Raw genomic sequence first — 19871 nt, 5'->3', positions numbered from 1 at the left:
CCTCAAACCGTCAAATCATTTTCTGATTTTATGTGAATTGCCTCTTGTATAAGTCGTTGGAGGATAGCAGCAAAAACGGAGATAACGAGCGAAGCAAAAACGATAATGAGTCCCACTAACCCAATAGGAGGGTCCATTTTTTTCGCTATAAAATAAAAAAGTGGCAAACTTAATACATACAAACCACTGATTGTAATTGCACAGCGCTTTATATTCTTTAACGCCTTTACTGATAATTCCGAGAACGCTGTGTTCTCATCAATGTACTGTAAAAGATTGAAAGCCTGATAAAGAGCAACGTAAAAAGGCACAGCTGCTCCATACATTACAATGAAAACAAGATATTTTATCGGAGTAATGTTAGGATACAAATTCGCTGTGAAATCCGCCATTTCCGGCACTAAAAATATGCATAAAGCAAGCACTGAAATTCCAGCAAGAAAAATAATTACTTTTAAGAACATTGTTGAACTTCGTTTAAGATTCATTTACAATACCTCACTTATTTAATGGCAACATAATTTTATCACAACATTTATTGTTTAACAATAAATAAATATCGTTTTATTTTTGTCATGTTTTTTAATTTAGGCAAAAATAAAAAAGAATTTCTCATTACAAAGAAATTCTTTTTCTTGAAAATGCCTCTTTCAACTTAATTTTTTAAAACGTTAATTCGTAATGGAAATAACGATTATCTCTCAAATAGCCATTTTCAGCGTATAATCGTTGTGCTGATAAATTATCAATCTCTGTTTGCAATTTTACACCTTTTGCTCCATTCTCTAATGCGTATTCTTTAGCAGCTTCTAATAATTTTTTACCTGTTCCGGCTCCACGCTTCGCCGCTTGTACAAATAAATCATTTAAAATCCATAATTCTTTCATTGAAATGGAAGAAAATGATGGATATAGTTGTGTGAACCCAATATATTCGCCGTCTTCAACTGCTACGAAAATAACGGACTCTTTTTTCTCAATTCGATTTCGTAAAAATACTTTTGCACCTTCTAAATCAGAATCTTGTCTATAAAACATGCGATAGTTATTAAAAACTGATGCCAGTCCATCTAAATCTGCAATTGTTGCCTCATATATTCTCATTTTACTCCATTCCCCTTCCAATACTGTCTCATTATATCCGTTGCCCATTTAGGCTGGTGTATTTCTTCTGTCGGCATAAACTCTTTCATTATTGGTTTTATATCCAATATAGGAGTGCCATCAATAGCATCTAATCCCTCAACAATAATTGATTTACCTTCTCTTTTGATCACCTTTACAATTGTTACACCTATGCGATTCGGACGATTTTTCCCGCGCTGTGCAAAAATACCTACTTCAGGATAATCCTTATTATTTCTAGGATGTCTAGCAAAATACTGAATTTGCTCGTCAGTTACTTTATGAAAATAAAAAACAACTTCAATATGAGAAAAATCTTCAATCCCTTGTATACTTTTTTCTGCATACATTTCAGTTAAAGTTATACGGGATCTTACTTCTCCCCACTCATCATCTTTTATTTCCTTTCTTTCATTATGTACAAATGCGATTGGTTGAACTGAAAACATACGCATTCCCCCTCAAATGTAACCACTTACATTATAAAGTATTTTCTGAATGTTTTCCAGATATACGAATTAAGTTTACATAATATAATTATAATCTATTTATCTAAAGCTACCTTGACCGCTTCAATTGCATGTATATGGGTCGTATCAAATATCGGGACTGATACGTTTTCTTGCTTTATTAATAAACCTATTTCCGTACAACCTAATATAATTCCTTGTGCTCCTTCTTGTACTAATTCTTCTATAACCCTTTTATAATACTCTCTAGATTGAACTACTATTTTTCCTAAACATAATTCTGTATATATTACTTCGTTTACTTTTTCTCTATTTGTTCCTGATGGTACTATTACTTTTATATCATGCTCTTCAATACGTGACTTATAGAAATCTTGCTCCATTGTATATTTAGTTCCAAGCAGACCAACCTTTTGAATGTCTTTTCTTTTAATTTCTTTTGCAGTTGCATCAGCAATATGTAAGACTGGAATATCAATTTTTTCCTTTATTTTTTCAACTACCTTATGCATTGTATTTGTACAAATGATTATAAAGTCTGCTCCTCCCTTTTGTAATGAATATGCCGCATTCCCTAGAATTTCTCCAGCACCATCCCAATCTCCGCTAGATTGACATCGTTCAATCTCTTCAAAATCCACACTATTAATCAAACATTTTGCTGAATGTAGCCCTCCTAATCTCTCTTTTATTTCTTCATTAATAATTCGATAATATTCAGAAGTTGATTCCCAACTCATGCCACCTATAAGACCTATCGTTTTCATATAAACACCTACCTAAACTATTTTTATAAAACTAATAACAACGTTTTATTGTGTATATTATACATAATAAAACAAGACTTTAAGTTTGGAATATAAAGTCTTGTTTTAACGGAAATATGGAAATAATAAAGAATAATTCTACTTTCATTTCCAAGGAAATTTTTATAGAATATTCTGAAATTAACAATCTGATGTTTTTATAAATTCTTTATACTTATAATTAAAACACTCTCGATACAGCTCTTTGATTTCATCATATGATGGAACACGTGGGTTATTAGCTGGGCTACCACTTTCAATTGCATCTGATGCCATTTTAGAAATAGCATTTTCAAATTCAATTTCATCGATTCCGTATTCTTTTAAATTTGGAATACGAAGATCAAAGCAAAGTTTTTTTATTTCACCAAGTGTGTAGTCTGCTACTTCCTCATCAGAATTCGAATACAAATCCTTATTTAAACTACGTCCAATTTTTGCTAACCTTTTCATTGCACTTGTTTTTGTAAACTCTAACACTGTAGGTAATAGTATGGCATTTGATATTCCATGCGGTACATGAAATAATGCTCCCACTGGCCTTGACATTCCATGAACTAATGTAACTGATGCATTAGAAAATGCAATTCCAGCTTGTAAAGAAGCAATCATCATCGCTTCTCTTGCCTCCATATTACGTCCATCTTCATATGCTATACGTAAATATTTCATAATACTTTCAATAGCTGAAAGAGCAAGTACATCTGTAAGTGGTTGTGAAAATTTAGAAATATAAGCTTCAATCGCATGACATAACGCATCTATTCCTGTTGCTGCCGTAATTTGTGGGGGTAACGAACTTGTCAAAACTGGATCTATAATTGCTACTTTCGGTATAAAACTAGGATGCTTCATCATCATTTTTACATCTGTTTTTTTATTCGTAATTACTGCTACACTTGTAACTTCCGATCCAGTACCAGAAGTTGTTGGAATTGCAATAAGTGGTAGTGGATTGTTTTCTATTTTAATATCCTTTTGGACATAATCCTCAACTTCTCCACCATTTGTATATAAAACCGCTACCGCTTTCGCAGCATCAATACAACTTCCACCACCAATACCGATAATAAAATCGCACTTTTCCTCTTTACAAAGAGATAACGCTTCTAATACGTGTATATTTGTAGGCTCAGCATCCACTTTATTATATGTACTAACAGTAATACCTTTCTTATTTAGTTGTTGCATACACTTTTCAACATATCCTAATTTCTCCATAATTGTATCAGTAACTATAAAAGCTCTTTTCCCTAACTTTTTTGATTGTTCTCCCAGTTTTTCAAGCGAATTCCTTCCATATAATACCGACTTTGGCATACGAAACTCAGAAACCTCTTGCAAGTCCCCCACCCCTTCTTATCCTAATTAATATTTTATAACATAAATTATCGATTTGATGAATCTTTACGATTCAAATTTTTTAATAGAGTCCTGTTAAAGTATAGAATGCGATAACTAAAAATACAGCAACCGTTTTCAAAATTGTAATAGCAAATATATCTTTATATGACTGTTTATGTGTTAATCCTGTTACTGTAAGAATAGTAATAATAGCCCCGTTATGTGGTAGTGTATCCATTCCTCCTGATGCCATTGATACGATACGGTGCATAACTTCTAATGGAATATCAAATTGATTGGCCGCTGCAATAAATTTATCTCCCATTGCACTTAATACTATTCCCATTCCTCCTGATGCCGAGCCTGTAATTCCAGCTAAAATATTCGTCGTTACTGCACCATTCACTAACGGATTTGTGAAAGTAGCAGAGATGCCATCTCTCATAATTGCGAAACCTGGAAGTGCTGCAATGACACCACCAAATCCAAACTCAGCTCCTGTATTCATCGTTGCAAGTAGCGCTCCACCAATACTTGTATTCAATCCAGCTTGGAAACCTGTTACTACTCGCTTCCAATATAATAATAACGTTGTTAAGATCCCTATAATAAGTGCCAATTCTACAGACCAAATTCCTACTACTGCACTTAATTCTACTTTTCCAAATGCTTTCATACCAATTGCAGAAAAATCAAAACCGCTTGGATACCACTTCGGTATCATAATAGTAAACACTTTATTCATTACACCTACTAAAATAAGTGGTATAAATGCAATAAGTTGTTGTGCTCTTGTGATTTCAATGTTATTAATTAATGGCATATTTTTTTGTTCTACTTGCAAAGATGCTGCCATTTCAGTATTTCCATCATTAAAACCAAAGTATCCTTCACCTGCCGCTTTTGCCTTCTTACGTCTACTCTCTAAATATAGTAAACCTACTGTAAGAACAAAAATTGCTCCTACAATCCCAAGTATCGGTGCAGCATAAATATCCGTTTTAAAAAATGTTGTAGGTATTACATTTTGAATTTGTGGTGATCCAGGTAACGCATCCATTGTAAACGTTACTGCTCCAAGAACAATCGTTCCAGGGATTAAACGCTTTGGAATATTAGCTTGTCGAAACAACTTAGCTGCGAACGGATAAACAGCAAACACTACTACATACACACTAACACCACTATACGTTAAAATAGCCCCCATTAATACAATCGCTAATATAGTACGTTTTTCACCAACTAACTCAATAATTGTTTTTGCGATAGAATCTGCAATTCCTGACATTTCCACTACTTTTCCAAATATTGCTCCTAATAAAAACACAGGAAAATATAATTTTATAAATCCAACCATTTTCTCCATAAAGATATTAGAAAAGAAAGGTAATACATAACTAGGTTCTGTCAAAAATACTGCAAATAATGCAAATATCGGTGCGAATAAAATAACAGAAAAACCTCTGTATGCTACGAACATAAGTAAACTTAGTGCTAATAATATAATAACTAACTCCAATTTTACCCCTCCATTAAACAGAATATTCTAAATTTTATTGATAAATTTCTACTAACCTTTTAATTCTGACATCCCTCCTCTTATTCATACAAATTTTTATGCTAAAAATGTCTAATTATAATTATTCGATTACATATGAAAAATCCCTTTAAACAGAAACGAATTCATCGTCATACGTTATAAAGGGATTGCTAGAATCTATATTTACTGCTGTATTAAATTTTTCTCTACACAAAAATGATACAGTTCTTCAACATCTTTCACTATGTAGGTCGCACTAACTTCAGTCAGTTCTTTTTTACAGCCATAGCCATATAAAACACCAATTGAAGCAATTCCATTCTGATTTGCACCTATTATATCGTGCTTTCTATCACCAATCATTATCATTTCTTCTTTATTTAGTTCTTCATTTTTTTGTAAAATATGAGCAATTATTTCTTCTTTTTTTATTCTCGTACCATCTAAATTACTTCCAATGATGTCTTCGAAATAATTCGTTAATTGAAAATGCTCTATAACTTGTTTCGCAAATACAGTGGGCTTTGAAGTTGCTACAAATATGCGATTCCCTGAACTTTTTAATTGTTGCAAGAGCTTCAGAATCCCCTCGTATACATTATTTTCAAACAATCCACGCTGCTTTAAATACTCACGGAAGTAAAAAACTGCACGTTCAACCTCTCCTTCACTCATATTATATCTCTCTACGAATGATTGCTGAATAGGAGGACCTATAAATGAATCTAACTCACTTATATGTACTTCTTCAATTCCTACTTTTTTTAACGCATACAAAACCGAATTTACAATTCCTTCTTTCGGATCCGTTAAAGTTCCATCTAAATCAAATAGAAATGTTTTATACATGTTTCATTCCTCCACTTAATTTGCTGTATAAATAACTGCTAACATCTCTTCCACTTCTCCCTATTATACTATCATTATCTATTTTTTCGAAAAATCAATTTCCATATGTCACATACTTTCAGTTACAAAATACGATAGATATGATAAAGTAAAAAAGTTACAATTATTTTAATAGAAACTGGTGAAACAAATGTCAATTACGTTAATTTTTATAATGGCTTTCACAATTGTAATCCACGCAGTTGAAACAAGCTCTTATAGTATTCGATTAGCGGGGGTTCGTTTAAAGAAGATTGCTGTCGCATTATCCGTCGTAGGAATCGTATTACTCATTTCAAGAACGTCAAACTTACTACAAGCCTTTTTACTTGGCGGGATTGTGGACGAAGCAAAACTAGATCCTTCTATTGATTTAGAGCATATTATACGTCTTGTACTATTATCTGCTTCTATCGGTACATTGCTTGCGATTATACTGTATCCAACTTTGACAAAACTATTTGGATATGTCATTCAAAACTTTGAAACAGACGGTTCTTTCATTCGAATGATGAAAACGAATAACATTCAAAAATTAAAGTACACAAAAAAATATGTCCGCTTTCCAAAGTTAGAAATGATTCATAGACTGCGTATCGGCGGTATTCCAAAGCGTATAATGCTTATTAACATGTTCGCTACTGCAATTTATACAGCGGGAGTTCTTTCCGCACTATATGCTTCTTTTTTAATTCCAGCTTTCGCAACAAAAGCCACTACAGCTTCTGGTCTTATTAATGGTTTTGCTACTATTTTATTAACAGTGCTACTAGATCCACGTATTGCTCTTTTAACAGAGCGAGCTCTTCAATCAGAAGAAGGTGCTGAAGCAATGAGTAAAATGTATGCTTGGCTAATGATTTCTAGACTTTTTGGTACATTACTTGCTCAACTGTTATTCATACCAGGTGCTTACTGGATTACATGGATTATAAAGCTTATGAATTAAATTTACTCTCTAAAAAAAAGCAGGTGAGATAACAAATGACTATACAAACAGAACAAGATATCATTCGCTTAATAGAAAACGACGAATGGATGATGAATGTATTACAAATGGCAAAATCACTAGAGCTACCTGATTGGTGGATTTGTGCCGGATTTGTTCGTTCTAAAATTTGGGATACTTTACATGACTATGAAGCTAAAACGGCTATGCCTGATGTTGATGTGATTTATTATGATAGTCTACATCAAGATGAGATATACGAACAATCATTAGAAACGAAATTAATGAATATTGATGCTACTATCCCTTGGTCTGTAAAAAATCAAGCTCGTATGCATGTAGTGAATAATATGCCACCATATTCTTCTTCTGTTAATGCTATATCTAAATTCCCTGAAACAGCAACGGCTTTAGGAGTTACACTTGATGAACTAAACAACGTTATCTTAACAGCCCCATGTGGTATTGAAGATGTCCTTTCCTTACAAGTGAAACCAACAGCTCATTTTCTTAAATCGAAAGAACGATTACATATGTACAAAAACAGAGTTATAAAAAAGAATTGGCAAAGTAAGTGGCCTAGCATCACAATCACATATCCAGAAATTTAGAAAGGGTGCCTCTCATTTATAGAAGCACCCTTTTCTTCATTTCAAAAAATGTATGACTGTTTCTGCAAATCTATCTGCTTCCTCATAATGAGGTGAATGACCGCTCTCTTCAAATACGATATACTTGCCGTTTCGGGCATCTTTATTAAATGTTTTAATTTGTTCTTCACACGTTACTACATCATGTTTTCCTACTATTAATAACATTAGATTTTGTACATCTTTTATTTTTGATAATAATGATGTATGACATGCTCCCTCTAATTTTAATCTATCAAAGTGAATTTTGGAGCGATTTGAAAATATTTCCCACTCTTCATCACTGTATAAACTCTCATCTGTCCTATCTTCCTTATTATTGTAAATCTCCATTCTTTTTTCTTCTAATTCAGCGCTTAATCTTATATAAGCTTCTAACAACTCTTCTGAACTAGCATCGCTAGATGAATAAGCAAAGCATTCTTTTGCTATTTCTTCTTTTCCATACTTTTTTAATAAATGCCCTGTTTTTTGTAACAAAGCCCTACTTGTTAATGCAAAATTAAAAGTTGGTCCTTCAAATATTATTTTCTCTATTGAACTTGGATATATCGACGCATAAAGCAATGCTACATATCCACCGAAAGAGTGTCCAATTATAGACCACTTCTCAATTTGTAATACTTTTTTTAATTCCTCACAGTCTTCAATCAAATCATTTAATCCAAAAGCTTCGTCTTCAGTAATTTCTTCTGAGCGACAAACACCTCTTTGATCTATCATAATTACATATAGAGAATCTTTTAAACGTTCCGCTTGATGAAATGAAAAATCATAACAACTTTCTCCTGGTCCACCATGCAAGTATAAGACTGGCTTATTTTTAGGATTTCCATGTGTTTCAACGTATAGCTTTTTCCCTCTAATATTCATGTATTTCCCTGCTTCTATCAAATTTTCCTTTATGATCACCACCCCTTTTTTACTGAATATTATAACATTTAATATTAAATAATTCCTATTACATTTAAGAAGACGATAATTATTGCAAGTGGTGCTACAAATCGAAGTAAAAATGCCCAACAAGTAAATACTTTCTTTCCATAATTTCCACCTACAAAAAACTCTGCTTCTAGTACCTTCTTCTCCATTTTGAATGAAACGAAAATACTAATAAATAGTGCTCCAAGTGGCATTAATATATTACTAGATAAGAAGTCTACTGCATCAAAAATATTCTTTCCGAAAATCGTAATATCACTCCATACTCCAAATGATAACGCTGATGGTATACCTACTAAGAAAATGCCGAAACCGATCAGCCATGATAATTTCGTTCTCTTTTCTTGTTCACCATTTGCTAATGCTGAAACAACAGTTTCTAGTAGAGAAAATGCTGATGTTAATGTCGCAAATGTAAATAGTGCAAGAAATACTGTTAAGAAAAATCCACCGAATGGGATTTGACTAAATACAGATGGTAATACGATAAATAGTAATCCAGGTCCTTCTGTTGGCTCCATTCCTAATGAAAATACGGCTGGAAAAATAGCAAGACCTGCAAATAATGAAACAAATAAATTTAATCCAACAATTGTTATTGCTGATTTTGGTAAACTTTCTTTTTTATTTAAATAGGAACTATACGTAACCATAATTGAAATCCCGATACTAATTGCAAAGAATGATTGCCCCATTGCGAACAAAATACTTTCCGAAGTAATCTTTGAGAAATCTGGTTGTAAGAAAAACTTCACACCTTTCATTGCATCATCAAGTGTTAACGAACGAATAATAAGAGCGACAAATAAAACGAACAATGCTGGCAACATATATTTACTTGCTTTTTCAATTCCGTTTTGTACACCCTTTGATACAACCCATATCGTAATGAACATAAAAGCGAAATGTCCCATAATAGCCCAAGCAGGATTCCCAATTGTTTCAGTAAATAATGTGCCGTAATTTTGTCCTGGCGTAATCAGTTGTCCAGTTATTCCTCTGAATAAATAAATTAATACCCATCCACCTACAACACTATAAAATGAAAGTAGTATAAAACACGTTCCAACACCAAGGCGTCCAATCCAATGCCATCCTGTATTTGGTGCGATGCTTTTAAATGCTCCAACTGCTTGTTTCTGCGTACTGCGTCCAATCATAAATTCAGCTATAAGTAGCGGTAGTCCAATTAAAACAGTAAATAATATAAATATTAAAAAGAACGCTCCTCCCCCACTCTTCCCAGCGATATAAGGGAACTTCCATATCGCACCAAGTCCAATTGCTGATCCGGCTGCCGCCATTATAAAACCTAATTTCGAAGTCCATTGCTCCGTCTGTTTCATCTCATTTTCCTCCTAATTAAATCTTTTTATATAAATAAATAAATTTTATAAACCTATTCAAATAAACCCTCCATTTCTTCTTCCATATAATAAAAAAATGGCCTAGCATCTCTATATAAAGAGACGCTAAGCCATTTACTTAACGCGGTACCACCCTTATTGATTCCATTATGAATCCACCTTAGTAGTAATCGTTTGATTACAAACCTAATATCGAAGGTTAACCGTTAAGATTTACTAAGAATGTAATTCCGTTCCACCTTACTGCTCCTAGGCGAGTTCAGGATGTCATTTGACTATGTCACACCAACCCATAGCTCTCTGTACAAATACATGACCTTACTACTCCTATTCAACACATTGTAATATTTAGAATATATTTTCTTTTGAAATTAATATGAAGTATATCGGTTATATTTGTAACTGTCAAGGGGTATATTGATTTTTTGTCGAAATGGTTCATATTGATAACTCACTTTTACTAAGCTTATTAGCAAAAGAAAGGGTCTATATTTTCATCTTTTCAAACGAACTAAAAAAAAATCTTCGCGATAATCGCAAAGATTCTTTTTATGGTATAAGACGAGTACAATCTCTCGGAAAAGCACTAGCCTCTCGTACATTTGTTAATTCTAATAGTTTATATACAATCCTTTCTAACCCAATTCCGAAACCTCCATGTGGTGGACAACCATATCGGAATGTATTTAAATAAGATTGAAATTTCTCTGGATGTAATCCTTTTTCTTTAAACGAAGCGAGTAACAATTCATAATTATGAATTCGCTGTGCCCCTGACGTTATTTCTAGCCCTTTATATAATAAGTCGAATGAATCAGTAATAGCTGGATTCTCTTTATTTTGCATCGTATACATCGGTCTCGCTTCTTTCGGATAATGTGTAATGAAAACAAATTCACTATTATATGTTTCCTTTACATATTTCCCTAGTAACTTTTCACCTTCTGTATCTAAATCCCCTACAGGAGATTCTTTACGATACTTACTTTTCAAAATTTCTTGTGCTTCTAACAATGTAATTTTAGGTATTTCAGTAATAACAGGTACTTCTATTTGTAATAGTTGTAGTTCTATTTCACATTTTTTCGCTACTTGTTGAAACATATATCGTAAAACATCCGTTTCTAGTTGCATCACTTCATAAAAATCATGAATAAAACCAAGTTCTACGTCTAACGATATATATTCATTCAAATGACGGGAAGAATTATGATGTTCCGCTCTATATACAGGTGCAATTTCAAAAACTCGTTCTAACCCACCTGCCACCATCATTTGCTTATAAAACTGTGGTGATTGTGCTAAATAAGCTTCTTTTTGGAAGTATGGAAGCTTAAAAACATTTGCTCCTCCTTCTGCCCCTTGCGAAACAATTTTCGGCGTAAAGATCCGTGTGAAATCGTTCTCTATAAGAAATTCACTAAAGCTCTGAACGAGTGTAGATTTCACTTTAAAAATCGCTGCGGTTCGCTCATGCCTTAATGATATTACTCGCTCATTAAGTAGTTGATCTAAGCCAACTTGTAACTTCTTTTTATTTATTTCAAATGGAAGTGGCTCTGCACCGTTTATTACTTTCACTTCATGAGCAAGTACTTCAACACCCAATTCTGTTTTCGATGTCTCGACTATCTCACCGATTACATGGACAACACTTTCTACATCAACTTTATATCCGGCCAATTCATTTTCTAATACACATTGAATTACTCCTGTTCTGTCCCGTAATAATAAAAAACTAACATTTCCAAGGTGCCGAATTTTTTTTACCCATCCTTGAAGTAATACAACCTTTCCACTTTGCTTTGTACATTCTTTTGTGAGTGAACGCTTCATTATTGAATCCATTATTTTTCCCTCCAGTAATTTTATATTTATTTACGTTATTGTTGTCATCGTCATCATCCACGGTCACTCACCCCCTTTCAAAGAATACAAAAATCCGCCCCTATAAATAGGGACGGATTTTTTTCCGCGGTACCACCCAAATTGTCATACTGACCATCTTAGCCCTGATAACGGTAGGTACCGTTTGCTTTTACTAATAATCACGTTCAAAGCAACACTCACAGGTGTCTTTCCATCATGCGGTATCGCAACCTTCCCAGCAACCGGCTGCTCTCTGTAGATCTTTGCACCATGTACTTTTCCTGATCATCACTTTTTATATTTACAGAGTATTCTAACTCCTTACTTTATAAAATGCAAGCCTTTTTTAAAACATTCTGATTTTCTAACTCCTAGATTCTTCTAAAGTGTGAAAAGTTAATTTTGTAATACATATTCTTATGTATTAAATCCAAAATTACACCTTTAATATTTTCCAATTTTTACATAAAAACTAATTCATTTACGCATATTAATAAAAATTTTAAAGCGAGGTGTGTTTATGCAAAAAGCAATTAGTTTCTTTCTCCTTTTGTTTTGCTTAATTGTAGTAAACGAAACGTATGCCTATTCACCAAAATCTTTACCAATCTCTCAAAACTCTGATCGATGGCAAGTGAATATTGATAAACCGAAAAAAACAAACAAGAATATGCTTCAAGCTAAAAAAGATGAATTTCAAACATATCATTTTTCAGTAAAGAATGTCGGGAATAATGAAGTATATAATGTAAACGTCGAAGTATTCCACAACGAACCAAATAAGAAAACGAAATATGAACTCTTTTCCCTAAAGGAAAGTCGTTTGGCAAGTGGAAAAACTGGATTTGAACACGCTAATTTACCTGTTGCTACAAAAGCGGATGAGGTTGATGTAATTATTACATGGCAAGAACACCCTTTCCGCTCCATGAGAAATGGTCAAAAAGTTGAGTCTAGAAAATTTAAAGAGCATTTTGTTTTTAAAGAAGCTAAAAAATAAATGGGATACGGATATATTCACACTATCATTGATATAGCTTTATTTACTAGTACCAGTTCGTAAGCAAATTAAAAAGTCGTGGCTTATAAACGCCACGACTTTTTATATTAATTCGTACTAATGCCTCTCGCTGCCCAAATGCGATCAATATCAGCAGCATGTTGTCCGCCATATAAAAGAGCATCCGCTTGCTTAATCGCTTTCGCTCCATCACTGAATTTAGAGTTTGGTGTTAATGACCAGTGTGATTGTAAAATGATTTTTGTTGCTACATCACGGCCAAAAGCTTGTGCCATTTCGTATTGGCCTTGAGCCCAAATTTCACCATCATCATGCACTTCATTCGTTATATCTTTCGGATATACTTTATTATTATCTAATCGGCGTAAGCATGTTGGATCTGAACTAGAATAAGCTGTCGCATCCCATTCTCCAACACATGCTTTACCATATCCAGTAGTCGATACTGCATCTTCATATGTAGCACCTAAGAAGTCCCCAAATCCTTCTCCCATCGCTCCACCTTCTGCTGAACTACCAAAGCCAGGAACTTGGTTATCTTGAATCGAATGCCCATATTCATGTGCGATAATACCAGCATCTTCTGCATCATCAACACCGCCAGTACCGAAAGTCAAAGCTTTTGTTGATGGAGAATAGAATGAGTTATCATCAGTTGTACCATTAACATTCACTTTTATCGAACGGTTATTAATATTTTTAAAACCTAGACTTTGAATGTAACGTTGCAATGTGTCGATATGATAGTACGACATAACATCTTCAAAGCTATCATTTGCGCGTGTATAGTTAAATTGTAAATTCGTAGATTTTGTTTTCGCTTTTGAAGAAATCGTTACATATTCTCCAATTAAAAATCCTGTTCCATCTAAACCTTTTAACGTAACAGTTTTCAGTTGGTTCGTTAGAGCTGTTGAATCTGCATCGTTATTATCTTTTAAGCCTACTTTACTACCGCTAGATACGACTGGGTTAGGTAAAAATACTTTTCCTGACCCTTCAGCTTTTCGGTTTATATCAACCTTTTTAATTAACTTTCCATTTTCTGCATCAATAAATGTTTCCCATGCACCAAATGGATTATTAGAATGGACTACAACTTTATATACTGGACGAGCAATTCCTTCTTCAACAATATATCCGAACTCTTTATCTGTAGGAGCCCATAAATTTTGCTCACTTGCTTCTCCAACATACGCCATTGATTTTTGTATTGCATCTTTTTCACTAATTTTTGTCGTTACTTCCTTCACACCTGTAACAGGCTGATAATCAGAAACAGCGAGTACTCCCTTTCCCTCTCCGTTAAGAGTAACTGTTATTTGTTTTGAAAATACAGGTGCACCATTAACAACTTGTTGGAACCTAACATATGAAGCTACTGATGTTTCTGTTGTAGAAATATATTGCAAGTCTGAAAGATCTGTTTTCAATCCATACTGCGCAGCATTTTCTTTTAAATATTCAGTTGCTTTTTTCTGTGGCGAATAAGCTTCTAACTTTACTTGCTGTTGTTTTTCCAATGCCGAAACCGTAGAAATCGTCCCCATTACTAACGGTACAGTCATTGCCATTGCCACCATTTTTTTATTAAACATAGAACCACTCCCCCTAATAAAGTAGCTCAACCTTATCCCATTACCACTCGGCAATCATTCCCCACAAAATGGGGGGATAAAAATTGAATCTACGAGTAATTCTCTATGGACACTTCTATTACCTTTCCATTTAGGGTAAGTGAAATTTTCTCAATATTTATGTGTAAAGTGAACACAATATTTTAGAAATATATTTCTAAAGCAATTCCTTAACTCTTAAACTTTTTAAATGACTTTGTAAAAAACAGGCCACTTTTTTACCTAACGGTAGGTTGAAAAAAATATTAATGAATGATACGATTTATATAACCTTTTTTTAGGAGGCTTTATTATGGGCCAAAGTGAAGAAACACTCTCTTCAATTATGGAAGCAAGCTATCGACTGTTTGCCGGACATGGTATTACCAAAACGACTTATTCAATGATTGCTGAAGAAGTCGGAATTGCTAAACCGTCCATTTATTATTACTTTAAATCTAAAGATGCATTAATCGAATGTATTTTCACAGAATTATGTGCTGTGATGCAGTTTTCTTCCTTCTTCCATACAGAAGAGTTTACGAAAGGAAATTTTATTGACAAATGCATTGGAATTGGATTCAAAATAATTGATGAACAGCAGAACGATCCTTATTTTAATCGTGTGTTGCAAGAATATGTATTACTATCTTCAAGAAATGATATGTACAAAGATCGATTACTAACTGTGCAAACAGAATATTTACAAGGATTTGAATCCCTCCTTACAAAAGCAAATGAGCTTCAATTGATTGAAAATAAAAATCTAGTTTCAAAAGCTCATATGTTAGCATTAGTGCTTGATAATGTCGGAAATTTTATGATGTTACATGTGGATATAGATTATAGACAAATATGGATGGAAGCTGTAAACAGTATTTTTGAAAGAAGGGATTGAATTGAATACTAAAAAACGAATTATCGGCTTAGACTTTGCTAGGGCCTTGGCGATGTTTGGTATGCTGCTTGTTAATTTTATGGTGATAACAGGTGCAGAAGGAAATGGTCCCCCATTTTTAATAACTTTAATGTCACTTTTTGAAGGTAGAGCTTCTGCCTTGTTTGTTATACTTGCTGGAATTGGAATATCTTTAATGACTAGATCCTCTGTTGCTAGAAATGAAAAAATAAAAATTTCTAATAGCCGAAAGATCATATGGAAACGGGCACTATTCTTATTTATTTTAGGATTACTTTTATACGTAATGGAGTGGACTGGGGATATATTACACTACTATGGTGTTTACCTTTTCGTTGCTGCCTTACTCATTACAGTCCGAAAAAAAGCATTACTCTTCTTATCTATTATTATCCTACTCTTGGCACAATCTCTTCAGCTTACTTTCAATGCTTTCGAAGGTTGGGGAGGCCCTACTCCATTTATAAACTATGTAGACTTCTGGACAGTTAACGGTTTTCTTCGCAATTTATTCTTTAATGGTTATCACCCTTTTTTCCCATGGTTTTCATTCTTCTTAATCGGTATGATAATTGGCAGATTAGATCTTCATAATAAAAAGATTAGAGATAGGTTGCTCTTGCTCGGTATTACATTCACCATACTGATAGAACTTTTATCAAAAGGGCTCACGTACTACTTCATTCCACACATTGGCAAAGCAGCTGCTACATTTTTGTTTAATACAGGACCCGTTTTACCAAATGTATTGTACATTTTATCTGCAACAGGATCTGCTATTGCTATATTAATACTTTGCCTCTATATTACTGAAAAATATGAAAATAATTGGTTTGTTACTTCCATTATACAAACAGGTCAATTAACATTAACTCATTATGTAAGTCATGTATTTATCGGGATTGGGACATTAATTCTATTCAATAGAATGGAACATCAAACACTACTTTTCGTTTTATTATTTGCTACTGTATTTTTCATTTTCAGTATTTTGTTTAGCGTATTATGGAGAAAGAAATTTTCTAGAGGACCTATCGAATGGATTATGAGGAAATTAGCTAGTTAATTTACCTCCATACAAAAAAGGAAGTTGGAATCATTCCAACTTCCTTTTTTCTTTAATTAGCTGCACTTAATTTAATTCTAAGTTTTGTTTCACCTAAAGAAAGTTCATCATCTTCGTTCGTTAAGTGACCAAATGTAAATTGTTTAACGAGTAAGTTTTCTTCCAATAAATCTTTATGGTTCGTTAACGTTCGCTGTAGTTCTTCTTCTGTATCAAGAATAATATCGACTCGTAAATTAACTGGTAAATTCAACTGTTTACGGTATTCTTGAACCGCACGAATGAATTCACGCGCTACTCCTTCTTGTAACAATTCTTCCGTTACATTCGTATCTAACATAACTGTATATTGTCCGTTAGTCGTATTAGAGAATCCTGATTTTGCAACTTTCTCAACTAACACATCTTCACCAGTTACAACTACTTCTCCTTCTGGTGTTGCTTCGTAAACTGCTCTTCCTGTTGATACAAAGTTTTGTACTTCTTCTTGTGATAATTGTTTTAGCCAACCATTCACTGCATTCACATTTTTACCGAATTTTGGCCCCGCTGTTTTAAAATTAAGCTTCAATTGATATGATGTGTATTTTGTTTCATCGAGTTCAACATGGAACGCTTTTACATTTAACTCATCCATAACGATATCACGATAAGATTCCCAATCCATATCATTCTCGTTATGCTCAAGTAATACAAGTTCTGCTAGCGGCTGTTTTACTTTTAAAGAATGCTGATTACGGTTACTTCTTCCAAGTTCAACAACTTGTAAAACAGCATCCATTTCCGCTTCTAATTTTGGTTGAAGTAGTGATTCATTTACAACTGGATAATCGGCTAAATGAACGCTGCTTCCTTCTAAATTTAGATGAATGTCTTCCGCGACAAACGGTGTAAATGGTGCAATTAATTTACTAATTGTTACAAGCACTTCATGAAGTGTCTCATACGCAGCTGCTTTCTCAGCGTTCATACCAGATTCCCAGAAACGATTACGTGAGCGTCTTACATACCAGTTACTCACTTCATCTACAAGTGCTGCAATTTCACGAGCTGCATTCGTAAATTGATAATCATCAAGTGCAGTTCTCACTTTTTTCGTTGTACTATGCAATCTTGATAATACCCATTCGTCTAATTTCGTAAGCTTTACATCATACGTTTCTTTCGGATTATACTCATCTAAATTTGCATATAAAACGTAGAAGCTATACACATTGACTAATGTATCTACAAATTTAGATTTCGCTTCCAGTACTGTTCTTTCAGAAAAACGCTTCGCATTCCACGGGGCACTATCAACAAGTAAAGCCCATCTTAGCGCATCTGCACCAAATTTATCTACTAAATCAACTGGATCTAGTGCATTTCCTTTGCTTTTAGACATTTTCTGCCCTTCTTCATCTAAAACATGCCCTAGTGATAACACTCGTTTATACGGTACTTTTCCTGTATATAGTGCTGATACTGCTAATAAACTATAAAACCAGCCGCGTGTTTGATCAATTCCTTCTGCAATAACATCCGCTGGAAACTGCTCTTCAAATAACTCTTTATTTTCAAATGGGTAATGATATTGTGCAAATGGCATAGAACCACTATCAAACCAAACATCAATCACTTCTGGTGTACGATTCATTGTGCCTCCGCATTTCCCGCAGCAGACTTGCACTTCATCTACATAAGGCTTATGCAATTCCAAATATTCTGGTGTTTCTTTCGTACTATGCTTTCTTAATTCGGCAATGCTTTTCGGTGCGAACTGATGATCACAACTTTCACATTCCCATACATTCAATGGCGTTCCCCAATATCTATTTCGGCTAATATTCCAGTCCACCATATTTTCTAAAAACTTACCAAAGCGCCCATGTTTCATATGATCCGGATACCAAGTAACAGAATCATTATTTTGTAAAAATGTATCTTTAATTGCAGTTGTTCGGATTAACCAACTTTCTCCTGCATAATAAAGTAGTGGTGAATCACAACGCCAGCAATGCGGATAGCTATGTTCATATTTTTCTTTATGATACAGTAAACCTTCCTTCGCTAAATAACGAACGATATCCACGTCACAATCTTTTACAAATTTCCCTTTCAAAAATGGTACTGCCTCTGTATACTCACCTTTTTCATCTACAACGTGCAAGAATGACAATCCTTCACTTTGAACAACTCTATAATCGTCCTCTCCATATGCTGGAGCAATATGAACAAGTCCTGTACCACTATCTCCCGTTACAAAATCTGCTGCAATAACGCGGTAACCATTTGTAACTTCTTTCATCGGAAATGGCGCTGTATAAGATGTGTTTAATAATTCTTCGCCTTTATGAACAGATAATACTTCATAGTTCTCTTTTAATACTTCTTGTACACGTTCTTTCGCAACAATGTATACATGACTTTCTTGTTTTGCTTTAACGTATTCCATATTTGGATGGACAGCAAGCGCAACGTTTGCTGGAAGTGTCCAAGGTGTCGTTGTCCAACCTAAGAAATACTCATTTTCACTATCTTTCACTTTAAACTTCACAGTTGCACTTAAATCTTTTACTGTTTTATACCCTTGCGCAACCTCATGTGAGCTCAATGAGGTTTGGCAGCTTGGGCAGTATGGTGAAACTCTATGTCCTTTATATAACAATCCTTTTTCATGAATTGTCCCCAAAATATGCCATACACTTTCGATATATGGATTCTTTAAAGTTACATATGGATCATCCATATCTACCCAATAACCAATACTTTCAGTGAATTCGCGCCACTGCTTCTCATATGTGAAAACACTCTCTTTACACTTTTGAATAAATGGTTCAATGCCATATTCTTCGATCTCATGTTTACCAGAAATACCAAGTTGCTTCTCAACGCCTAATTCTACAGGTAAACCATGTGTATCCCATCCTGCTTTTCTTAACACTTTATAACCAGCCATCGTTTTATATCTTGCTACTAAGTCTTTAATTGTTCGTCCAAGTGCATGACCTACATGCGGTAGTCCGTTCGCCGTTGGTGGTCCTTCATAAAATACGAAAGACTGTGCGCCTTCTCGATTCTGAATTGATTGTTCGAAAATATTTTGTTCGTTCCACTGTTTGCGAATTCGCATTTCTCTTCCTACAGCTGATTCTTTTACATCTACTTTTTCCATATACAATCACTCCTTTGAATATTTTAAAGCACACAAAAAACCCGTCCCTATAAAGTAGGGACGGGTTTACCCGCGATACCACCCTAATTCTATTAGCTTTTTCACTAATAGCACTTAGCAACGTACTATCATACGTGTTCTTTGT

17 protein-coding genes and 3 other annotated features (1 of these 20 running past the window's edge) are annotated in these 19871 nt (G+C 34.0%); of the genes, 5 read left to right on the top strand and 12 right to left on the bottom strand.

What is annotated here, in order from left to right; all coding sequences use genetic code 11:
• Positions 1–2: 2 nt before the first annotated feature.
• From C3Y97_RS10620 to C3Y97_RS10590, 7 genes are all read right to left on the bottom strand, one after another.
• Positions 3–488 carry a DUF2975 domain-containing protein gene (locus C3Y97_RS10620; RefSeq protein ID WP_001050144.1) on the bottom strand — a complete coding sequence of 162 codons (486 nt, stop codon included), beginning with the start codon at positions 486–488 and terminating at the stop codon, positions 3–5.
• 175 nt (positions 489–663) lie between these two features.
• Entirely contained in the window at positions 664–1104 is a 441-nt protein-coding gene (locus C3Y97_RS10615) for a GNAT family N-acetyltransferase (protein ID WP_001223866.1), read from the bottom strand.
• A complete protein-coding gene (locus tag C3Y97_RS10610) occupies positions 1101–1574 on the bottom strand; it encodes an SAM-dependent methyltransferase (RefSeq protein WP_000493257.1) in 474 nt (157 codons plus the stop codon). The genes C3Y97_RS10615 and C3Y97_RS10610 overlap by 4 nt, the downstream gene beginning before the upstream one ends.
• A gap of 95 nt (positions 1575–1669) precedes the next feature.
• Entirely contained in the window at positions 1670–2362 is a 693-nt protein-coding gene (locus C3Y97_RS10605) for an aspartate/glutamate racemase family protein (protein WP_000848563.1), read from the bottom strand.
• 180 nt (positions 2363–2542) lie between these two features.
• Positions 2543–3745, bottom strand: coding sequence for an iron-containing alcohol dehydrogenase (locus C3Y97_RS10600; RefSeq protein WP_001158674.1), 1203 nt, complete (start codon positions 3743–3745; stop codon positions 2543–2545).
• Positions 3746–3824: 79 nt separating this feature from the next.
• Complete coding sequence (locus C3Y97_RS10595; protein ID WP_000424332.1) at positions 3825–5264, bottom strand: GntP family permease; 1440 nt, start codon at positions 5262–5264, stop codon at positions 3825–3827.
• A 204-nt stretch (positions 5265–5468) separates the two neighbouring features.
• Positions 5469–6134: an HAD family hydrolase gene (locus tag C3Y97_RS10590; protein WP_000278486.1), complete on the bottom strand. Its 666-nt coding sequence runs from the start codon at positions 6132–6134 to the stop codon at positions 5469–5471.
• 190 nt (positions 6135–6324) lie between these two features.
• Between C3Y97_RS10590 and C3Y97_RS10585 the strand changes: the two genes are divergently transcribed.
• The gene (locus tag C3Y97_RS10585; RefSeq protein ID WP_000028911.1) at positions 6325–7122 is read left to right on the top strand and encodes a lipid II flippase Amj family protein; all 798 of its coding nucleotides are present in this window, start codon (positions 6325–6327) and stop codon (positions 7120–7122) included.
• Positions 7123–7157: 35 nt separating this feature from the next.
• A complete protein-coding gene (locus C3Y97_RS10580; protein WP_000155287.1) occupies positions 7158–7733 on the top strand; it encodes a nucleotidyltransferase family protein in 576 nt (191 codons plus the stop codon).
• Positions 7734–7769: 36 nt separating this feature from the next.
• On the opposite strand, the gene C3Y97_RS10575 is transcribed toward C3Y97_RS10580, so the two are convergent.
• The 3 genes from C3Y97_RS10575 to aspS all read right to left on the bottom strand — a co-directional run bounded on the left by C3Y97_RS10575 (position 7770) and on the right by aspS (position 11929).
• Positions 7770–8645, bottom strand: a complete 876-nt coding sequence (locus C3Y97_RS10575) for an alpha/beta fold hydrolase (RefSeq protein WP_001026102.1) — start codon at positions 8643–8645, stop codon at positions 7770–7772.
• A 74-nt stretch (positions 8646–8719) separates the two neighbouring features.
• On the bottom strand, positions 8720–10060 hold the full coding sequence (locus C3Y97_RS10570; protein ID WP_000814537.1) for a sodium-dependent transporter: 1341 nt from the start codon (positions 10058–10060) through the stop codon (positions 8720–8722).
• Positions 10061–10176: 116 nt separating this feature from the next.
• Positions 10177–10425, bottom strand: a binding site (T-box leader).
• 205 nt (positions 10426–10630) lie between these two features.
• Entirely contained in the window at positions 10631–11929 is a 1299-nt protein-coding gene (aspS, locus tag C3Y97_RS10565) for an aspartate--tRNA(Asn) ligase (protein ID WP_000377346.1), read from the bottom strand.
• Positions 11930–12034: 105 nt separating this feature from the next.
• Positions 12035–12248, bottom strand: a binding site (T-box leader).
• A 222-nt stretch (positions 12249–12470) separates the two neighbouring features.
• Here aspS and C3Y97_RS10555 point away from each other — a divergent pair.
• Positions 12471–12950, top strand: coding sequence for a hypothetical protein (locus C3Y97_RS10555; protein ID WP_121868331.1), 480 nt, complete (start codon positions 12471–12473; stop codon positions 12948–12950).
• A 107-nt stretch (positions 12951–13057) separates the two neighbouring features.
• Here the strand turns inward: C3Y97_RS10555 and C3Y97_RS10550 are convergent, their stop codons facing one another.
• A complete protein-coding gene (locus tag C3Y97_RS10550; RefSeq protein ID WP_000482273.1) occupies positions 13058–14569 on the bottom strand; it encodes a M36 family metallopeptidase in 1512 nt (503 codons plus the stop codon).
• Positions 14570–14900: 331 nt separating this feature from the next.
• Here C3Y97_RS10550 and C3Y97_RS10545 point away from each other — a divergent pair, with 331 nt between their 5' ends.
• Complete coding sequence (locus C3Y97_RS10545; RefSeq protein WP_136363360.1) at positions 14901–15485, top strand: TetR/AcrR family transcriptional regulator; 585 nt, start codon at positions 14901–14903, stop codon at positions 15483–15485.
• Position 15486: 1 nt separating this feature from the next.
• Complete coding sequence (locus C3Y97_RS10540; protein WP_001093114.1) at positions 15487–16572, top strand: DUF418 domain-containing protein; 1086 nt, start codon at positions 15487–15489, stop codon at positions 16570–16572.
• Between the two features lie 52 nt (positions 16573–16624).
• Here C3Y97_RS10540 and ileS read toward each other — a convergent pair whose 3' ends face one another.
• Complete coding sequence (gene ileS, locus C3Y97_RS10535; RefSeq protein WP_136363358.1) at positions 16625–19726, bottom strand: isoleucine--tRNA ligase; 3102 nt, start codon at positions 19724–19726, stop codon at positions 16625–16627.
• Positions 19727–19779: 53 nt separating this feature from the next.
• Positions 19780–19871, bottom strand: a binding site (T-box leader); it runs 149 nt beyond the window's last position.

The organism is Bacillus sp. DU-106, assembly GCF_004799705.1.
Classification (GTDB): domain Bacteria; phylum Bacillota; class Bacilli; order Bacillales; family Bacillaceae_G; genus Bacillus_A; species Bacillus_A cereus.
This window is presented reverse-complemented; position numbering and strand designations above follow the sequence as displayed.